At 38.4% G+C, this 15,885-nt stretch carries 18 protein-coding genes; 11 read left to right on the top strand and 7 right to left on the bottom strand.

Translation table 11 applies throughout. The annotated features are described in order from the left end of the window. Nucleotides 1-8 precede the first annotated feature (8 nt). The 3 genes from AAFN64_RS13730 to AAFN64_RS13720 are packed head-to-tail and all read left to right on the top strand — an operon-like array spanning nucleotide 9 to nucleotide 1,827. Nucleotides 9-629: a hypothetical protein gene (locus AAFN64_RS13730; protein WP_347760841.1), complete on the top strand. Its 621-nt coding sequence runs from the start codon at nucleotides 9-11 to the stop codon at nucleotides 627-629. Beyond that, a complete protein-coding gene (prfH, locus tag AAFN64_RS13725; RefSeq protein ID WP_347760840.1) occupies nucleotides 608-1,297 on the top strand; it encodes a peptide chain release factor H in 690 nt (229 codons plus the stop codon). The genes AAFN64_RS13730 and prfH overlap by 22 nt, the downstream gene beginning before the upstream one ends. After that, on the top strand, nucleotides 1,294-1,827 hold the full coding sequence (locus AAFN64_RS13720) for a hypothetical protein (protein ID WP_300484927.1): 534 nt from the start codon (nucleotides 1,294-1,296) through the stop codon (nucleotides 1,825-1,827). The genes prfH and AAFN64_RS13720 overlap by 4 nt, the downstream gene beginning before the upstream one ends. A gap of 50 nt (nucleotides 1,828-1,877) precedes the next feature. On the opposite strand, the gene AAFN64_RS13715 is transcribed toward AAFN64_RS13720, so the two are convergent. Continuing rightward, nucleotides 1,878-2,420, bottom strand: coding sequence for a YceI family protein (locus AAFN64_RS13715; RefSeq protein ID WP_347760839.1), 543 nt, complete (start codon nucleotides 2,418-2,420; stop codon nucleotides 1,878-1,880). A 14-nt stretch (nucleotides 2,421-2,434) separates the two neighbouring features. Then, entirely contained in the window at nucleotides 2,435-2,800 is a 366-nt protein-coding gene (locus AAFN64_RS13710; RefSeq protein ID WP_136403278.1) for a hypothetical protein, read from the bottom strand. Between the two features lie 89 nt (nucleotides 2,801-2,889). Here AAFN64_RS13710 and AAFN64_RS13705 point away from each other — a divergent pair, with 89 nt between their 5' ends. Both AAFN64_RS13705 and AAFN64_RS13700 read left to right on the top strand, forming a co-directional pair. After that, nucleotides 2,890-3,285, top strand: a complete 396-nt coding sequence (locus AAFN64_RS13705; protein ID WP_300484922.1) for a hypothetical protein — start codon at nucleotides 2,890-2,892, stop codon at nucleotides 3,283-3,285. A gap of 61 nt (nucleotides 3,286-3,346) precedes the next feature. Further along, nucleotides 3,347-4,225: a DUF5777 family beta-barrel protein gene (locus tag AAFN64_RS13700; protein ID WP_300484921.1), complete on the top strand. Its 879-nt coding sequence runs from the start codon at nucleotides 3,347-3,349 to the stop codon at nucleotides 4,223-4,225. A 78-nt stretch (nucleotides 4,226-4,303) separates the two neighbouring features. Here the strand turns inward: AAFN64_RS13700 and AAFN64_RS13695 are convergent, their stop codons facing one another. Next, nucleotides 4,304-6,316, bottom strand: a complete 2,013-nt coding sequence (locus AAFN64_RS13695) for an FG-GAP-like repeat-containing protein (protein WP_347760838.1) — start codon at nucleotides 6,314-6,316, stop codon at nucleotides 4,304-4,306. Between the two features lie 38 nt (nucleotides 6,317-6,354). Then, nucleotides 6,355-7,479, bottom strand: a complete 1,125-nt coding sequence (locus tag AAFN64_RS13690; RefSeq protein WP_347760837.1) for a hypothetical protein — start codon at nucleotides 7,477-7,479, stop codon at nucleotides 6,355-6,357. 351 nt (nucleotides 7,480-7,830) lie between these two features. Here AAFN64_RS13690 and AAFN64_RS13685 point away from each other — a divergent pair, with 351 nt between their 5' ends. The 5 genes from AAFN64_RS13685 to AAFN64_RS13665 are packed head-to-tail and all read left to right on the top strand — an operon-like array spanning nucleotide 7,831 to nucleotide 12,690. Beyond that, nucleotides 7,831-8,721 carry a T9SS type A sorting domain-containing protein gene (locus AAFN64_RS13685; protein ID WP_347760835.1) on the top strand — a complete coding sequence of 297 codons (891 nt, stop codon included), beginning with the start codon at nucleotides 7,831-7,833 and terminating at the stop codon, nucleotides 8,719-8,721. A gap of 6 nt (nucleotides 8,722-8,727) precedes the next feature. Then, nucleotides 8,728-9,639, top strand: a complete 912-nt coding sequence (locus tag AAFN64_RS13680; RefSeq protein WP_347760833.1) for a T9SS type A sorting domain-containing protein — start codon at nucleotides 8,728-8,730, stop codon at nucleotides 9,637-9,639. A 6-nt stretch (nucleotides 9,640-9,645) separates the two neighbouring features. Then, nucleotides 9,646-10,542 carry a T9SS type A sorting domain-containing protein gene (locus AAFN64_RS13675; protein ID WP_347760831.1) on the top strand — a complete coding sequence of 299 codons (897 nt, stop codon included), beginning with the start codon at nucleotides 9,646-9,648 and terminating at the stop codon, nucleotides 10,540-10,542. Nucleotides 10,543-10,548: 6 nt separating this feature from the next. Continuing rightward, nucleotides 10,549-11,445: a T9SS type A sorting domain-containing protein gene (locus AAFN64_RS13670; RefSeq protein ID WP_347760830.1), complete on the top strand. Its 897-nt coding sequence runs from the start codon at nucleotides 10,549-10,551 to the stop codon at nucleotides 11,443-11,445. Nucleotides 11,446-11,505: 60 nt separating this feature from the next. Further along, the gene (locus AAFN64_RS13665; RefSeq protein WP_347760829.1) at nucleotides 11,506-12,690 is read left to right on the top strand and encodes a T9SS type A sorting domain-containing protein; all 1,185 of its coding nucleotides are present in this window, start codon (nucleotides 11,506-11,508) and stop codon (nucleotides 12,688-12,690) included. A gap of 111 nt (nucleotides 12,691-12,801) precedes the next feature. On the opposite strand, the gene AAFN64_RS13660 is transcribed toward AAFN64_RS13665, so the two are convergent. From AAFN64_RS13660 to AAFN64_RS13650, 3 genes are all read right to left on the bottom strand, one after another. After that, nucleotides 12,802-13,353, bottom strand: a complete 552-nt coding sequence (locus AAFN64_RS13660; RefSeq protein WP_300489593.1) for an acyl-CoA thioesterase — start codon at nucleotides 13,351-13,353, stop codon at nucleotides 12,802-12,804. Nucleotides 13,354-13,355: 2 nt separating this feature from the next. Further along, the gene (gene rmuC, locus AAFN64_RS13655) at nucleotides 13,356-14,720 is read right to left on the bottom strand and encodes a DNA recombination protein RmuC (protein ID WP_347760828.1); all 1,365 of its coding nucleotides are present in this window, start codon (nucleotides 14,718-14,720) and stop codon (nucleotides 13,356-13,358) included. A 193-nt stretch (nucleotides 14,721-14,913) separates the two neighbouring features. Continuing rightward, complete coding sequence (locus AAFN64_RS13650; protein ID WP_300489587.1) at nucleotides 14,914-15,291, bottom strand: helix-turn-helix domain-containing protein; 378 nt, start codon at nucleotides 15,289-15,291, stop codon at nucleotides 14,914-14,916. 272 nt (nucleotides 15,292-15,563) lie between these two features. On the opposite strand from AAFN64_RS13650, the gene AAFN64_RS13645 reads away from it, so the two are divergent. After that, nucleotides 15,564-15,794, top strand: a complete 231-nt coding sequence (locus AAFN64_RS13645) for a hypothetical protein (RefSeq protein ID WP_300489584.1) — start codon at nucleotides 15,564-15,566, stop codon at nucleotides 15,792-15,794. Nucleotides 15,795-15,885 lie beyond the last annotated feature (91 nt).

Raw genomic sequence — 15,885 nt, 5'->3', positions numbered from 1 at the left:
CTGTAACTATGAAACGATTTCAGGACGAAAATAAAAGAGCCCACCATTTTGCCAATGAATTTCAGGTGAAATGCCCAAAATGCGGAACAAAAGCGACTATTAAAAGAACGTTTTCCGAAAAGGATCAATACGAGCGTTATCCGATTCGGATTTTAAAATGCCCGGGTTGTCATCTCTATCAGGAAGATACTATGATCAAATACAAAGCAACAGTAAATCAGTATTGTTGTAACAATGTTGAAAAAGTAAAATACGAGTCGCAGCTTTTGAATGAAAAACCGCAAAAAATAAAGGTAAAGTGCACGAGTTGTAACCAGATAAAAGAATTTGTGCCGAGAATTGAAGAAGTGCATATGTGTTTTAAAACAGATGAAAATAATATCAGAGAGTGGTGTTTTAATACCGAATTATGGTATCAGAAAACCGTAAGGGGGAATGTATTCTGGGCGTATAATGAAGCACATATTGACTATTTGGAGGGCTATATCGCTGCCGGTTTACGGGAACGAAACAGTCAGTATAACGGTGGCAAAACAATGGTCGCCAGCCTTCCGAAGTTTGTAAAAGATGCCCGTAACCGGGATAAGCTATTAAAGGTGATTAAAGAATGGAAAAAATCATACAAATAACATCCGGAAGAGGTCCGGAAGAATGCAGCTGGGTTGTGGCTCAGGTGCTTAAAAAAATAATGGAAGAAGCGCGATCTGAAGGACTGGAAGCGCAGATATTACATAGGGAACCAGGACAGGAAAACGGAACGGTGGCTACGGCAACGCTTATTGTTAAAGGAAAGGAAAGCGCTGTTTTTGTCGATTCCTGGATCGGAACCATACAATGGATTGGAACCAGTCAGTTTCGAAAAATGCACAAACGGAAAAACTGGTTTATCGGGATTTTTGAAATAGAACAATCTGCCGTACCGAAAATTTCGTATGTAGATATAAAGCATCAGGCGATGCGAAGTTCCGGAGCCGGCGGACAAAATGTAAATAAAGTCAGCTCGGCCGTTCGTGCGACACATACTCCAACAGGAATCAGTGTGGTAGCGATGGATAGTCGTTCGCAGCATCAGAATAAAAAAACGGCAACCGAACGTCTTGTTCGAAAACTGGAAGAAGCAACATTAGAATTACTAAAAAAGGAGGTCGATAAAAAATGGGAAAACCAACTGAATATTGTAAGAGGAAATCCCAAACGCGTGTTCACCGGAACCGATTTTAAAAAACAAAACGTGGAGAAAAATTATAAATCCACACGACAACAACTAAAGAATAACTTGAAAAACTACATCGAATGAAAACAGATAAATTAGATAAGTTTTTGTTTCAGGCTATGGACGCCTATCCATCTTATCTGGAAGAAACCGTGGAATCGTTGGGATACGCTTTGTCGTATGACGCCAAAAATACCATGGCACTCTGCCTTTTAGGAAGGCTTCATGCCGAACAGCTTTATGATTACGAAGGGGCGAAAACCTATTTCGAACAGGCATTGGCCGAAAATCTGCATGCTTTGGAAGTGTATCCGTATTTTATCGATACGCTATTGCAAAACGAAGATTTTGATCAGGCCGAAAAATTAATCGATTTCGCACTAACCATTAAAGGTTGTAATAAAGCCGAAATCCTTTTGAAAAAAGTGAGCCTGTTGGAGCGTAAAAAAGCTTTTGCAGAAGCGAAAGAAGTGCTGAAAGAGGTAAAATTAAACGCCTATAATTCGGATTTACATTATTATATTTCGGATACGGAAAAACGATTAAAAGAAAAAATCGAATTGTCCGAAGGTAAAAAGGAAAAGAAAGCGAAAGCGAAAAAGAAGAAAAAATAATTGTAAAAAAGCTCCCTATATAGGGAGCTTTTTTTATGGTTTGAAAGGATCTATTTTAAAGTGCAGTCAAAGCTGACGGCTACGTTTTTAGAGACTTTTTTGCTAACTACACTCGGGATTTCAATACCAAAATCGTCTACCGTTACCGTAAAGTTGGATTGAATGGCAATGTCGTTGCCCACTTTTTTGATTTTAGCCGGAATAACCACATCTTTTGTTTTACCGTGTATTTCCAGTTTTCCGCGGATGGTGTAGTCTTTGGCCGCATCCGTTAGCGAACTCATTTTAAAATCGTCGATTTTTCCTTTAAAAGTCGCTTTTGGATAACGATCACTTTCGATGTAATTTTCATTAAAATGCTCTTCCATTAAGGCAATTTTAAAGCGAAAACTTTTAACCAGTACCAAACTGGCGATTTCACCCGTATCGGTGTTCAGTACAAACGTAGCGTTGCGACTTTTGGCTTTTACTTCTTCAAAAGCGGGAACCGATGCTTCAAAGCTGATTTCTCCGGTTTTGGTGACCTTTTTATTTTGTGCCTGTAGTCCTGTAAAAGCACAGAGCATGGCGAGAAGGTATAAAATGCGTTTCATGATTCAGGGATTTATTATTCGACAAGACCGTTAGTATTCCATTCGATTATTTTGTTGATTGTGCTTTGCGGTAAACGCGTGCCACCCAATGGCATCATGCCATCTGCTCCCTGTGATCGGGATATTCTGTCAATCAATCCTCGGTTTAAAACCGCGTTTTTTACATCGGCATACGTGGTTAACGACATCGGTGCTCCGTTGGACGGTACCGTTCCGTGACACGAGATACAGTTGTTGGTAATAATGCTTTTCACAGTGTTGGTATAGGTAACCGGTTCGGTAGTACTACTGTTATCGATAAGGTCGGAATCAGTATCGTTCGTACAACCGGTCAGTACTAATAAACCGAGTGAAAGGGTGAATAGGTAGCTTTTTTTCATTTTACTTTATTATATGGTTAAAGTTATGATTAAAATTTAATTTATAAAATGAATTATCGTTAATTTTACATTTATTAAATTAAAAATTTATGAAAAGAAAACGAATAGTGTTAATTTTGATTGTACTGGTGTTGCTGGGCTTTGCCGGTTATTCCTATCTGTACAAAGGGCATCGCGATATTGCCTCGGAAAAAGAGAGTTATCTCGTAACGGCCAATTCTATTTTTGATGAATTTAAAGTCGATGAAGCCAAAGCCAATCAGAAATATCTGGATAAAACAATAGAAGTATATGGCAAAATCACTAGTGTTGATCTGGATGCCAATTCGGTTATTATCGATGAAAAACTATTTGCCGTTTTAAAAGATAAAATCAAAAACGGAGAGCTAATGGTTTTGTCCAATATCAAAGTGAAAGGGCGATTTATTGGCTACGATGATTTGTTGGGCGAACTGAAAATGGATCAATGTACACTAGTGAAATAGTGCTTTCCGGTTAAAAACAGGACTGTATAAATTATATAACGCAATCAATTAAGTACCTTATATGAAAAAAAGTTTACTCTCTTTACTCTTACTTCCTTTTTGTGCGTCGGCTCAAAATGACCTGTTGTCGGAAATCGACACGGTAAAAACTGATAACCGGGTCGAATCGGTATTTAAGTCCTTAAAAATCGTTAACCTCGAATCGACCAAACTGGCCGCAAAAGGGGATTTCTATTTTATAGTTGCCCATCGTTTTGGGTATGTCAAACATGGTTTTGAAGACTTTTTCGGAATGGACGATGCCAATACGCAAATCAAATTTTCATATGGGGTGACTAACTGGCTTACGGCTCATGTTTCCCGTAGCGGTTTTCAGAAAACCTACGAAATGGCTGTAAAATATCGGTTAATGTCTCAGGAAAAAGAAGGATTCCCAGTAACGCTGGTTGGATTTAATAGTTTGGCAATCAACACTGAAATGAAAAAAGAGGATTTTCCAAACCTGAAATTTGACAACCGACTGAGCTATGTAACGCAATTATTAATTTCCAGAAAGTTTACCGAACGACTTTCGCTGGAATTGGCACCATCGTATTTCCATGAAAATACGATCCGGGATATATTGGATGAAAATAATAATGTGATCACGCCCAATCCGCAATCTAATGATCAGTTCGCTTTGGGTATGGGTGGCCGTTATAAACTCACCAAACGCTGGTCGGTTAATATGGATTATGCGGCTCATCTTAACCGGGCTAAAAATTCCGTATTTACGAATCCGCTATCCATTGGTGTGGATCTGGAAACCGGCGGACACGTTTTTCAGATGCATTTTACCAATGCCAGAGCGATGAACGAAGCTGGTTTTCTCGGACAAACCACAGGCGACTGGGGAAAAGGAGAGATCTCTTTTGGATTTAACTTGGTTCGGGTATTTTAAAAATAAAAACCTGTCGGAAATTATAACCGACAGGTTTCCAATAAAGAAAAGGGCTGTTGTAAAACAGCCCTTATTTTTTTAATTCTTGATGAATTTTGTACTGTATTTTTCTCCGGTATTGCTTTCAATAGATAGGATATAGGTTCCTTTTGCTAAAGTACGAACATCAATCTGATTGGATTCGATAGCGGTTGTTAGAGCAATACGTCCTGTGATATCATAGAAAATTGCTTTGTCGGCAGTAACACCTGTTGCATCCAGCTGTATTTTGATAAAATCATGGGATGGGTTTGGATACACCACAAAAGCGTCTTTGTTGTGATCTCCGGTGCTAAGAAGTGTATTGCCTTCAATAACGACAAGATGTTGGTTGGTATTAACATTGTTATAGGTGTCTACAATTCCTGAAGGCCATTTTACAATTACCTGAGTGACTTGTGTAGCCGTTCCCAGACCAAAATGAACATTTAAGGAACTCATGTTGCGGAAACCGTCACCACTGCGTACATCGCGGATTTGTTTACCCCATGGACCGTAAATTTCAACGCGGGCGCCAATACCATTGGCATTACTTTGTAATCCTTTTAAGGATAGTTTTAGCCATTTGTTGGAGTTGGCATTATTTAGAAAAATATTGTCTCCGTTTTGGATGTCAAGGAAACCGTCGTTGTTTAAATCTCCGATAGGTCCGTTGGTAATACCACCTAACGGCTGACGCGTAAAGGTCATGTTACCGTTGTTAAACAGGATTGTATTTCCGGGTCCGAAAATATCAATATAGCCATCGTTGTTAAAATCGTGTGCTACATTTTCCTGCCCTAAATTGGTTAGAGTCGGTATTCCGGAACCAGCTGTGACATCGGTAAAAGTTCCGTCACCGTTATTGCGCATCAGTTTGTGCATACCATTTGTATTGGAACTGGCTCCTACAAAAACGTCCATATCGCCGTCATTGTCGAAATCACCCCAAGCCGATGACCAGGTTTGAATTGGGTCGGATAAGCCGGCTTGTACACTTACATTGGTAAAAACACCATTTCCGTCGTTACGGTGTAATTCGTTAAGACTGGCCGAAATATTTCCGCCACGGCATTTGGCGATAAATAAATCCTGATCGCCATCATTATCATAATCAACCCAGATAGAACCGTAATTTCCACCTTGTGGATGATCACCAAGTCCTCCCTGATGATAGGTCAGGTTGTTGTTACCATCGTTCATAAAATAAACATTCGGATTTACGTCGTGACAAACAAAAATATCCAGATTTCCGTCCTTGTTGATGTCTACAAAATTGGTTCGCTGACAGAAAATATACTGTGGAAAAGACTGAGCGGTATAAGCAGTGCCATTGCCATTGGCCTTAACAAACGTAGCACCGCTTCCGCCTCCGAAGATCAGGTCGTTATACCCGTTTTTATCCAGGTCACCGGCTGCAATACTCCACGACGGTTGATTGTTTGCTCCGGTTAACGGGAAAGTGGTACCGGTAAAACTTCCATTTGATGACTGATACAAAATGCGCATTTGGTTATTACCCACACCTACGATATCGTCAAGGTAGTCACCGTTCATATCGACTACACAATTTTTATAGGTAAAACCGGTAAGCGGTTGGGACATTTGTGAAAAACTGATTAAATTGGTTCCCGGTGTCTCCTGTGTTAAGTAGAAATCAAAACCGATACTGTCCCATCTGTTATCAAAAACAATGAAATAAGTGTTGCCTTGTACCGCTTCGAAAACAACGGTTGAGGTATTCGCGCTACCGCTATCATCATCACTGGCTACACAAAGCATCGAATTACAGGTGCCCTTATATACGTTAATACGCGTGTCACGGCCTACGCTGCCCGGTAAATCGGTGGTTATCGTTACCGAATAATTAGCGGTAGGGGTGTAAGAATACCATTCGCAGGCTGTACCGAAAATTGGATTTCCCGGTAAACATTGTATGGTAGGGAGATTGGTGCCAGAAATAAACGGTACGGAATGTAGTCCGGGACCGATTGTCTGGGCATTATTACAAGTGGTTTGGGCATGTAGGTTTACATATCCCAACAATAAAAGCAATAAGGTAATTTTTTTCATGTCGTTGTAGTTTTTGGTTATTATATTAGATTTAGAGGTTAAGGGCAGTTTGGATTGAGCGAACTAATCCATTGTTCGATCATCAGTACGGCTTCTTCGTGTGCCATGGTACGGCCGAGTAACGGCATACGATTGGCTTCGTCGGTCGATTGTAATCGGAAGTGTAGCATTGAACGTTGAAACTTACCGCGGCTTACGATATGTGTCAGATCATTGTCGATAAATTCCTGTGGCTCGACACAAATTCCCAGATTGACCGGATTCGAGGTTTCACTAAAGGCAAAACGCATCGGGCGGTAGTCGCAATGACTGTTTTCGGAATGACAGTGCGCACAATTGATATCGATATAAGAGCGTACGCGTAATTCCAATGGTTTTGAGGTGTCTTGCCAGTTGATGGTACTGGTAATATTGGCTGGATAACCGGCTTGTAACATTCCGCGTTCCATCCATTTTGTTAACTGATTTTTAGCGCCATCGGTATAGTTGTAAACAAAGTTGAGGTTTTGCGGTTTCGGTCCTATTGGAATCGCTTTTTCATCTTTTTTATGACAGGTAAGGCATTCTACGGATGATGGAATTCGGTAATTAGTTGACTTGGTTTGACCGTTTTCCGTCCAGGTTAGCGAACGGTAACTGCCATTCATGTCAAGGACAGCATCTGTTTGAGAGTCATTCCAGATATAATTGGCAAAGATCCACTGGTCGACACCTTCACTGTCGACACCTTTTTTGATCATTAATCGGGTTTCAATAATCTGCGTTTTATTTTCCGGTTGAACATTATCGTAATAGAAAGTTTTGATCAAAACTGTCCCAATCGGAAAGGTTACTACTTTTCCATCGCCATTATATACTGCTTTGGTATTTTCAGGCATCCATACAAAACGTTTTTTATGAGCATAATCTGTAAAAAGACCGCTGGCAATTTCATAGGGTAATACGCGATCATTTGGGGTATTATTTTTTAGTGCACCGGTAAAAAAATGATAGTCCGAGAGTTTTGGATAAGGCACTTGTGACAAATCAGCCGAAACAGGTGTACCTGTCGGAGTAGGTGTTGGGGTAATTTCTGTATAATCATCGTTGTCAGACTGACAGGAAAATAATACAAAAAGTCCCATTAATAGTAGTAGTGTAGGGGGAAAGTAGTTTTTTTTCATACAATTGTTAATCAAATGTTTATGTTTTGCCTAACAAATATAGCAGAATTAGCTATTTAATTTTTAATTAACAATAATTTTAAAAAATATTAATTTTTTTGTTAAAAATATTTTTTATTAGGTTGGCATGTTGTTTAATATATGGAATGTTCGTTTTTCTGTTTAGTCAAGAAGCGATACATTGTGATGTCTGTATATAATGCCATATTTATTTTTCAATGTTCGCTTTTTGTAATACTCTTTCATGGCTGATGAATAGGGCTGTGTTGTCTGTTTTGGTTATGGAATTGTCTCTTCTTGTGAGATTAGGTTTTTTTAACTTAGCCATGATTGATTTGTAAAATATTGAGTATGAGAAGAAAAATGATAATGAAAAAATACCTGTCACTACTGTTTTATGGTTTAACGATTACTTATGGGCTGAAATGCCAGGGACAGGAAGTGCTATTTTCAACATTGGATGCGGTTAGGAAACCAGCGCCACTTGACCCAAACTTATCATCAATTACGAATACAGGGGAATTGATTATAATGGATGATTTTAAATTGTCAAAAAAGAGTCAGATCACCCAGTTTACTTTTATCGGACAACTCGGGAAACCAACACCCGAAAACATAGCATTAATTAAAGGAGTACGGTTGTATATTCTTAGGGCATTTACGACGAGTCAGCCATTATCTGAAGCAACCAGTTTGAATTATTTTGAGCTGATACGGGAATACACTCCGGGATTGAAAATAACGCAGCAAGGAGATCAGGTTACTATTGGTATCGATATAAAATCGCTCGGATTTGATATGATACTTGAAGCGGGAACATATGGGATTGCCTTTGCGCCAATAATTGCTACAGAGGAGATGCCGCCCGATAAAGTATGGTACTGGTATCAGGGAACCGATTACGGAGCCGAAGCAGTAATATGGGATAATGGCGGTTGGTCGTCAACAAGTTTTGGATCCGTAGCTTTTAGTATTGAAGGTAAAGAAGTAACGTTGGGAATTTCAAAATCGGATATACAAACCGTTACTGCAAAGGTGAGTCCCAATCCTTCGTATGATGTTTTTAAAATTAGTACACCAAAAGAGATTGTTTCTGTTGTGGTGTATAATGGAAACGGGCAGTTGGTGTTACAAAACAAATCGAAGACTATTGATCTGTCTGCTTTTCCAAAAGGGATTTATTGGATAACAGTGATCTGTAACGATGGGGGGCAACTTCGTGAAAAATTAATTAAAACATAAAGTAAAATGAAAATAAAAAAAGTAAAAAATTGGGTAGTACTTTGTTGTAGTTTGTTTGTGGTAAATTTATTAAGTGCTCAGGAAGAGGTAATATTTTCAAGATTAGATGATATGAGAAAACTTGATGATTTTGCCGCCAGTATCTCAACAGTTAGTAATACCCAAAAAAGAATACTGACGGATAATTTTGATATTGAACATAAAAGTAAAATCACCCGATTTAATTTTGTGGGACAAATCGGTTTAATTGCTCCAGGGGATATGTCGCAGATTAAAGGGGTACATGTATTTATTTTTAAAAATATATTTGAGGAGGTCGATGGGAAATATCAAGAAATTCCGTTTTCAGGAACTTCTTTGGCACATTTTTATTTGGATAATGCCAACGCAGGTTTATTAAAAAAAGTTGAGAGAGAGAAAGTTCTTGTTTCGGTTGATTTGGATCTGGCTGGAAAAGAACTGATTTTGGAATCAGGTTCTTATTGGATAGCGTTTGCTCCGGTTATGGCTACTGATGGTTTGCCGGCTGATAGCGTCTGGTATTGGTATGAAGGAGATGGTGCTAGTTATTATGTTAGAAAATGGAATAATGGTGATACAGAATGGAGTCCTATTAGAAGTGGTAGCCCGAGGTCGATGGCTTTTAGTATCGAAGGTAAAGAAGTGGTATTAGGAATTTCTGAATTAGATATGCAAACAACTGTAATAACGGTATATCCCAATCCGTCTTGCAATATCTTTAAAATTAATACACCAAAAGAGATTGTTTCTGTTGCGGTGTATAATGGAAACGGGCAATTGGTGTTGCAGGACCGGTTGGAAACTGTTGATTTGTCGGCTTCTCCTAAAGGGGTTTATTTATTGACTGTGAGTTGTAATGATGGTACACAGGTTTTTGAAAAATTAATTAAAGTCTAAAATAAAATGAAAAAGATAAGATGTCGATTGTTGTTCTGTTGTATACTGTTTGCTACGGCGCTGTTGGAAGCACAAGAAGAGGAAGTGTTGGTTTCAACATTTTTAAGATTTCCTGCTGCTAAGCCGGATCGTTTAGTTGATAATATTTCAACAGTTACGAATACCGAAAAAAAAATCCTGGCAGATAATTTTAATCTTGAAAATAAAAGTAAAATCACCCGATTTAATTTTGTAGGACAAATAGGTAAAACGGCTCCCGGAGATATGTCCCTGATAAAAGGGGGACATGTATTTGTTATCAAAAGAGATCTTCATTGGGATATGTTTAAAATTCCGTTTTCGGGAACTTCTTTAGCTCATTTTTATCTGGATAATACCAACCCGGGTTTGTTAAAAAGGATTGAAGATGAGAAGATTATTATATCAGTTGATCTGAATCTGGCTGAAAAAGAATTGATCTTGGAATCAGGAGGTTACTGGCTAGCTTTTGCTCCGGTTGTAGCTACCGATGGTTTGTCGGAAGATAAAGTTTGGTATTGGTACGATGGTGATGGTAGCGGATTTGATACGCTGGTATGGCAAAACGGAGATACAGAATGGCATTTCGGTGATGTATCTGCTACAGCGTATAGTATCGAAGGTAAAAAAGTGACGTTGGGAATTTTAAAATCGGATATAGAAACCGTTACTGCAAAGGTGTGTCCGAATCCCTCGTATGATGTTTTTAAAATTAGTACACCAAAAGAGATTGTTTCTGTTGCGGTGTATAATGGAAACGGGCAATTGGTGTTGCAGAACCGGTCGGAAACTGTTGATTTGTCGGCTTCTCCTAAAGGGGTTTATTTATTGACAGTGACTTGTAATGATGGTACACAGGTTTTTGAAAAACTAATTAAAGTCTAAAATAAAATGAAAAAGATAAGATATCGATTGTTGTTTTGTTGTATGCTGTTTGCTACGACGCTGTTGTATGCACAAGAAGGAGAAGTGTTGTTTTCAACGTTTTTAAACCATCCTGCTACTAAGCCGGATCGTTTAGTTGATAATATTTCAACAGTCACGAATACCGAAAAGAAAATCCTGGCGGATAATTTTGATATTAAAAATAAAAGTAAAATCACCCGATTTAATTTTGTAGGACAAATAGGTAAAACGGCTCCCGGAGATATTTCCCTGATACAAGGGGTGCATGTATTTGTTTTCAAAGATGATGTTTATGGCAATAAGTTTAAAATTCCATTTTCGGGAACTTCTTTAGCTCATTTTTATCTGGATAATGCCAATCCGGGGCTGTTAAAAAGAATCGAAGATGAGAAGATTATTATATCAGTTGATTTGAATCTGGCTGGTAAAGAATTAGTTTTGGAAGCAGATTCTTATTGGTTGGCTTTTGCTCCGGTTGTAGCTACCGATGGTTTGCCGGAAGATAAAATCTGGTATTGGTACGATGGTCATGGTTTCGGATATGACATGCTGGTATGGCAAAGCGGAGATACAGAATGGGGTTACAGGGGTGATTTGCGTTCTACAGCGTTTAGTATTGAAGGTACAAAAGTGACGTTGGGTACTTCGGTATTGGATTCGCACGCTGTAGCGGCGATTTATCCTAATCCGACTGGTGGTGTTTTTACGATTACTCCGGGGCAAGGGATTGTTTTGACCGAAGTCTATAACATAACCGGGCAATTACTATTAAAAGGAAATTCGGATACAATAGATTTGTCAACTTACCCTAAGGGAATTTATTTAGTAGTTATTACGCATAAGGATGGCCATAAATCCAATACAAAACTAATTAAAGAATAAGATATCGGGATGTATAAACAAGAGTGTTTATTATTAGAGATACTAAAAAATATATAAGCCATGATAAAAAAAATATTAGTACTGACCCTTTTATTGCCACTATTTTCATTTGCACAACAGTTGCAATTACCGAAGTTTACCTATCAAGTTAACGAAGAAATCATTCTACACTATAAAAATTTTCCAGAAGCGGGAACGGATTGGATTGTATTTGGTAGAAAAGATACCGGGGAGGAGTTAAGAACTAGCGAGTTTCTGACTGGAAATGGAACGTGGTCCAATAGTGCCGGTGAACCGGGAACGTATTATTTTGGAGTGCAAAAACTTCGGGACGGTTCCCGTAATCTGGATGAAGTATATGATTTTGTTGTTGTAGCGGATTCCTCAGCCGAAGAATCGATAATATTTCAACGGAATGTTGATCCCGATGATATTTCGACGGGGTTTAAAGCAAGTATAACAAAGAGTGATCATGATAGTGTCTTTACTGACAGTTTTCAGACTTCGGAATCTTTTGATTTGTCAAGTATTACCTTTTATGGGTTTCAGGTGCAGGATTTTTCATTTAATTCCGGTTTAGGGGTATCTATATATAAAGACAAAGATGGATCTCCTTCTGGGAAACCAACGGTGGAAGGTGAGGATGTAGTCATGGATCTTTTGCTTCATGAGGATTCTAAAGCTATTTACCAACATCTGACTTTAATAAGTGATAATCCTGACAATCGTAAAGAACTTAATGATTATACTGTCGATGTGAAACGTGCACTTGAGTTGGATGGAGCGCCGGCAGTGACTTTGGAAAAAAATGTAAGATACTGGGTATCTTTTGCGCCGTTATTTTCAGATGGTTTGTCAGCAGAATGGTTTTGGAGATCATTAAAAACTGAAGCCGGTCCGTATGCAAAAAGATTTGATTTTGGATTAGACGATTGGGTTGCTTTAAAGGCTGTTAATTTCGCCTTTACGGTAAGAGGTGTTAAAAGTAAAAAACTTAAAAACGAAGATTTTGTCTTAAGTCAGATGAGGGAAATTAAGATACTACCGAATCCGTCCGAAGGTTTATTTACGGTATTGTCAGATCAGAATATACGCTCGTTAAAAGGGTATGATGTAATGGGAAGGTTAATTACCCGGTCGGAGACAAATCAGGTAGATCTTACTTCGAATGAAAAAGGAATGTATCTGCTAATTGTCGAAGACGACGAAGGAATGCAAACAACGAAAAAAATCATAAAAAAATAAGAGAGATATACAGACATATATTAGGCTTAAAACATACGATTTAAAATATAAATTAAACTGCACCCAAAAGTCAGACGCTATCTTTGGGTGCGGTTTATTCCTAAATATCATTTATCTTTTTAATGCCAGTGTAACGCCATAATCAGAAAGTCTGTCTAATGCTTCCTGGCTGGTGTGGTCAAAATTATTGGTGTGTTCAGCGTGTTCTTTCTTGGTCTTTATTCGTCGAAGGGAATCATAAAAACGACGCACTTCGTCCAAAGTGGATAATATCGGTTTGGGTACGGCAATACTATTACCATTATCATCTTGGGCTACCATCGTAAAATAAGAGGAATTGCTGTGTTTTATTTTTCCGGTCTGGATGTTTTGTGAAACAACCCGAATACCAACAACCATAGAGCTTCGGCCTACATAATTGACACAAGCTTTTAAGGTAACCAATTCGCCTACTTCAATCGGATTTAGGAAATCGACTGTATCAACTGATGCTGTTACACAATAGCGACCCGAATATTTCGAAGCACAGGCAAACGCAATCTGATCCATTAACGAGAGGAGATAACCTCCGTGTATTTTTCCGCTAAAATTGGAATGCGAAGGCAGCATCAGTTCGGAAATACTGATCCGCGAAGAGCTGATTTTCTTAGGTTCGGTACTCATTTTTATTCGGTTAGATCGTTGTTATTAGCACGGTTTAGGATGCTTTCGGGTAATGCCTTTTTGGCTTTGGCGCCCATCTTTTTTAATTTTTCTACACTGGTGATCAAGTTTCCTTTTCCGTCAACCAGTTTGTTCATGGCGCCCTGGTATTCGGTTTTGGCTTCGTCCATTTTTTTACCAATCTTGATCAGATCGTTTACAAAGCCTTCAAATTTGTCGTATAAAGCACCAGCCTGACGTGCAATTTCATAAGCGTTTTCCTGTTGCTTCTGATTGGTCCACATACTGTCAATGGTACGCAAAGTTGCCAATAAGGTCGACGGAGTAACGATCACAATATTTTTTTCAAAAGCCTTGTTGTATAAGGTAGCATCTTCATTTAAAGCGATTGCAAAAGCAGGTTCCATCGGGATAAATAACAATACAAAATCCGGACTTTCCATCTGATACAGATCATGATAGTTTTTACCGCCCAGTTGTTCAACATGACGTTTTATCGAGTTAACATGTTCTTTCAGGTAGTGAATTCGAGTCGTTTCGTCGTCTTCATTCACATAACGCTCGTAAGCGGTAAGGGATACTTTGGAATCGACGATCATTTTTTTACCGTCCGGTAAGTTGATCACAACGTCCGGCTGTACACGATTGCCTTCTTCAGTTACAAAACTTTGCTGTACTTCATATTCGCGCCCTTTTTCCAATCCTGATTTTTCCAGTACTTTTTCCAAAATCAACTCACCCCAGTTTCCTTGCATTTTGGTGTCGCCTTTTAACGCCTTGGTTAGGTTTAGCGTTTCTTTGCTCATCTGCTCGTTTGTTTCCCGCAGATTTAGAATTTGCTGACGTAAAGCAGCGTGATAGTCGATACTCTCTTTATGGGTGTCTTCAACTTTCTTTTCAAATAAGTGAATACGCTCCTGTAATGGGGATAGTATGTTTTTTAAGTTTTCCTTGTTTTGTTCGGTAAACTTATTGGTTTTTTCCTCAAGGATCTTATTGGCCAGATTTTCGAATTCTTTGGTGAATTTTTCTTGTAGCTGGTTTACTTCCTCTTTTTGTTCTTTGTTGCGTTCCCAAAGGTTTTCAAAGTCGACTTCTTTTTTGGAAAGCTGTATGGCTAATGCTTCTTTTTCGTTACGGATGTTTTCCTTTTCAGTCTGAACCAATGCCAGCTGTCGCTCAAACTGACTGCGTTCCTGTAAAAACTGTTGTTTGAGTTGTTCCTGTTGTGCTAACAGACCGTTAATGCGCTCTTCCAATCCCGATTTTTCCGATTGTGAACGCGCGCTGAATAAGGCTTTTCCAAGATAGATTCCGATAGCCAGTGCTAAAATAAATGCGGCGAGTAAAACTAGAGTTTGTAACATCGTTTGTTTTGTTATGTAATGGTTCTGTAAAAATAGCTATTTGTTTTTTAGGAATGCAAAAAAAGAAGTCCCGTTCTAACGGGATAAAATTGATCAAAATAAGATAAGATACCGGTACGGAAATCCGTATAAAAAAGGAAAGTGTTTTTAAGATATTGGGAGAGAGCAATAAGAATCCAATAAAAGTAACCTGTTACGGTAGTAGCTTTTTGGTTTCCAGTCCGTGTTTTAATAAAGCAATCAGTTCGTCTTTTTCCTGCAGGCGTTTTTCGTATTGTTCGATTAGCTTTTGGTACACTTCGTCCAGAGCGATCAAAGTATCCCGCAATTGTAGTTTATCCTTTTGTTTTTTAGCAGGAGAACCCTCTTTTTGTTTAGACAAAAAACTCTTAGGCTTTACCTCAAAAATCGTACTTAGCTGTTCAATATGCGAAGCCCACGATTGACTTTCTCCGTTTTCGATACGGGCATAAGCCGATTGTGAGATGTTGAGTTTTTCGGCAACTTCTTCTTGTGAATAACCGCGTGTTTTTCTCAAATGGCGAATTTTTGCTCCTACAGTCCGATTCATCTAATTACTCTTTTTTTAGGTCTTAAAAATATAAAAAATAAATATTATCCTATAAAAAACGGGTAAAATTACCCTTAAAACGAATAAGAACCTATTTTTTTACTTCCTAAATTTGAAAAAAACAAGATTTTTGGTCGTATCAAATGCGATTCGTTAGAAATTTTAATGGTTCAAAATGCATTGTTTTTTTAGGGTTGTTACCAGGTCGAAGATAACATTTTCGAAGCGGTAAAACCATTTTAAATACCGCAACCAATCAAATTTATTATACAATGAAACGATTAAATTTAAAAAAGAAAGTAGTTTCCGTTTTAACGGATAAGGAAAAAGCAAACATCCAGGGTGGTGGAACAAACGAAACATGTGCCAGCTTCGCAACGGAAGTAAAATGGACAGATCCGGAGCCTTGTGGTGTAAAATTAACAAGAAGGGATTGTGTAAGTATACAAATCGAATGTGTGACACATCACTATTGTCCGACCTATACTTGGGAAGAGATGTAAAAAGAGCATCGTAGCATAAATAGCGATTGCACACCATCGCATTTATAATTGTATAAATGCATTGTAATATGCAATAGTGTAAAATTGTGCT

The sequence above is a fragment of the Flavobacterium sp. CAU 1735 genome (assembly GCF_039888695.1).
GTDB lineage: Bacteria > Bacteroidota > Bacteroidia > Flavobacteriales > Flavobacteriaceae > Flavobacterium.
The sequence above is the reverse complement of the archived record's forward strand: the minus strand, read 5'-3'. Positions and strand labels throughout refer to the sequence as shown.

What these genes read in the sequence shown, in the direction of transcription:
- AAFN64_RS13665 (WP_347760829.1), top strand. Translation starts at nt 11,506, where the DNA reads ATGATAAAAAAAATATTAGTACTGACCCTTTTATTGCCACTATTTTCA.
- AAFN64_RS13730 (WP_347760841.1), top strand. Translation starts at nt 9, where the DNA reads ATGAAACGATTTCAGGACGAAAATAAAAGAGCCCACCATTTTGCCAAT.
- AAFN64_RS13650 (WP_300489587.1), bottom strand. Translation starts at nt 15,291, where the DNA reads ATGAATCGGACTGTAGGAGCAAAAATTCGCCATTTGAGAAAAACACGC.
- AAFN64_RS13715 (WP_347760839.1), bottom strand. Translation starts at nt 2,420, where the DNA reads ATGAAACGCATTTTATACCTTCTCGCCATGCTCTGTGCTTTTACAGGA.
- AAFN64_RS13685 (WP_347760835.1), top strand. Translation starts at nt 7,831, where the DNA reads ATGAGAAGAAAAATGATAATGAAAAAATACCTGTCACTACTGTTTTAT.
- rmuC (WP_347760828.1), bottom strand. Translation starts at nt 14,720, where the DNA reads ATGTTACAAACTCTAGTTTTACTCGCCGCATTTATTTTAGCACTGGCT.
- AAFN64_RS13700 (WP_300484921.1), top strand. Translation starts at nt 3,347, where the DNA reads ATGAAAAAAAGTTTACTCTCTTTACTCTTACTTCCTTTTTGTGCGTCG.
- AAFN64_RS13675 (WP_347760831.1), top strand. Translation starts at nt 9,646, where the DNA reads ATGAAAAAGATAAGATGTCGATTGTTGTTCTGTTGTATACTGTTTGCT.
- AAFN64_RS13680 (WP_347760833.1), top strand. Translation starts at nt 8,728, where the DNA reads ATGAAAATAAAAAAAGTAAAAAATTGGGTAGTACTTTGTTGTAGTTTG.
- AAFN64_RS13710 (WP_136403278.1), bottom strand. Translation starts at nt 2,800, where the DNA reads ATGAAAAAAAGCTACCTATTCACCCTTTCACTCGGTTTATTAGTACTG.
- AAFN64_RS13670 (WP_347760830.1), top strand. Translation starts at nt 10,549, where the DNA reads ATGAAAAAGATAAGATATCGATTGTTGTTTTGTTGTATGCTGTTTGCT.
- AAFN64_RS13660 (WP_300489593.1), bottom strand. Translation starts at nt 13,353, where the DNA reads ATGAGTACCGAACCTAAGAAAATCAGCTCTTCGCGGATCAGTATTTCC.
- AAFN64_RS13695 (WP_347760838.1), bottom strand. Translation starts at nt 6,316, where the DNA reads ATGAAAAAAATTACCTTATTGCTTTTATTGTTGGGATATGTAAACCTA.
- prfH (WP_347760840.1), top strand. Translation starts at nt 608, where the DNA reads ATGGAAAAAATCATACAAATAACATCCGGAAGAGGTCCGGAAGAATGC.
- AAFN64_RS13720 (WP_300484927.1), top strand. Translation starts at nt 1,294, where the DNA reads ATGAAAACAGATAAATTAGATAAGTTTTTGTTTCAGGCTATGGACGCC.
- AAFN64_RS13690 (WP_347760837.1), bottom strand. Translation starts at nt 7,479, where the DNA reads ATGAAAAAAAACTACTTTCCCCCTACACTACTACTATTAATGGGACTT.
- AAFN64_RS13645 (WP_300489584.1), top strand. Translation starts at nt 15,564, where the DNA reads ATGAAACGATTAAATTTAAAAAAGAAAGTAGTTTCCGTTTTAACGGAT.
- AAFN64_RS13705 (WP_300484922.1), top strand. Translation starts at nt 2,890, where the DNA reads ATGAAAAGAAAACGAATAGTGTTAATTTTGATTGTACTGGTGTTGCTG.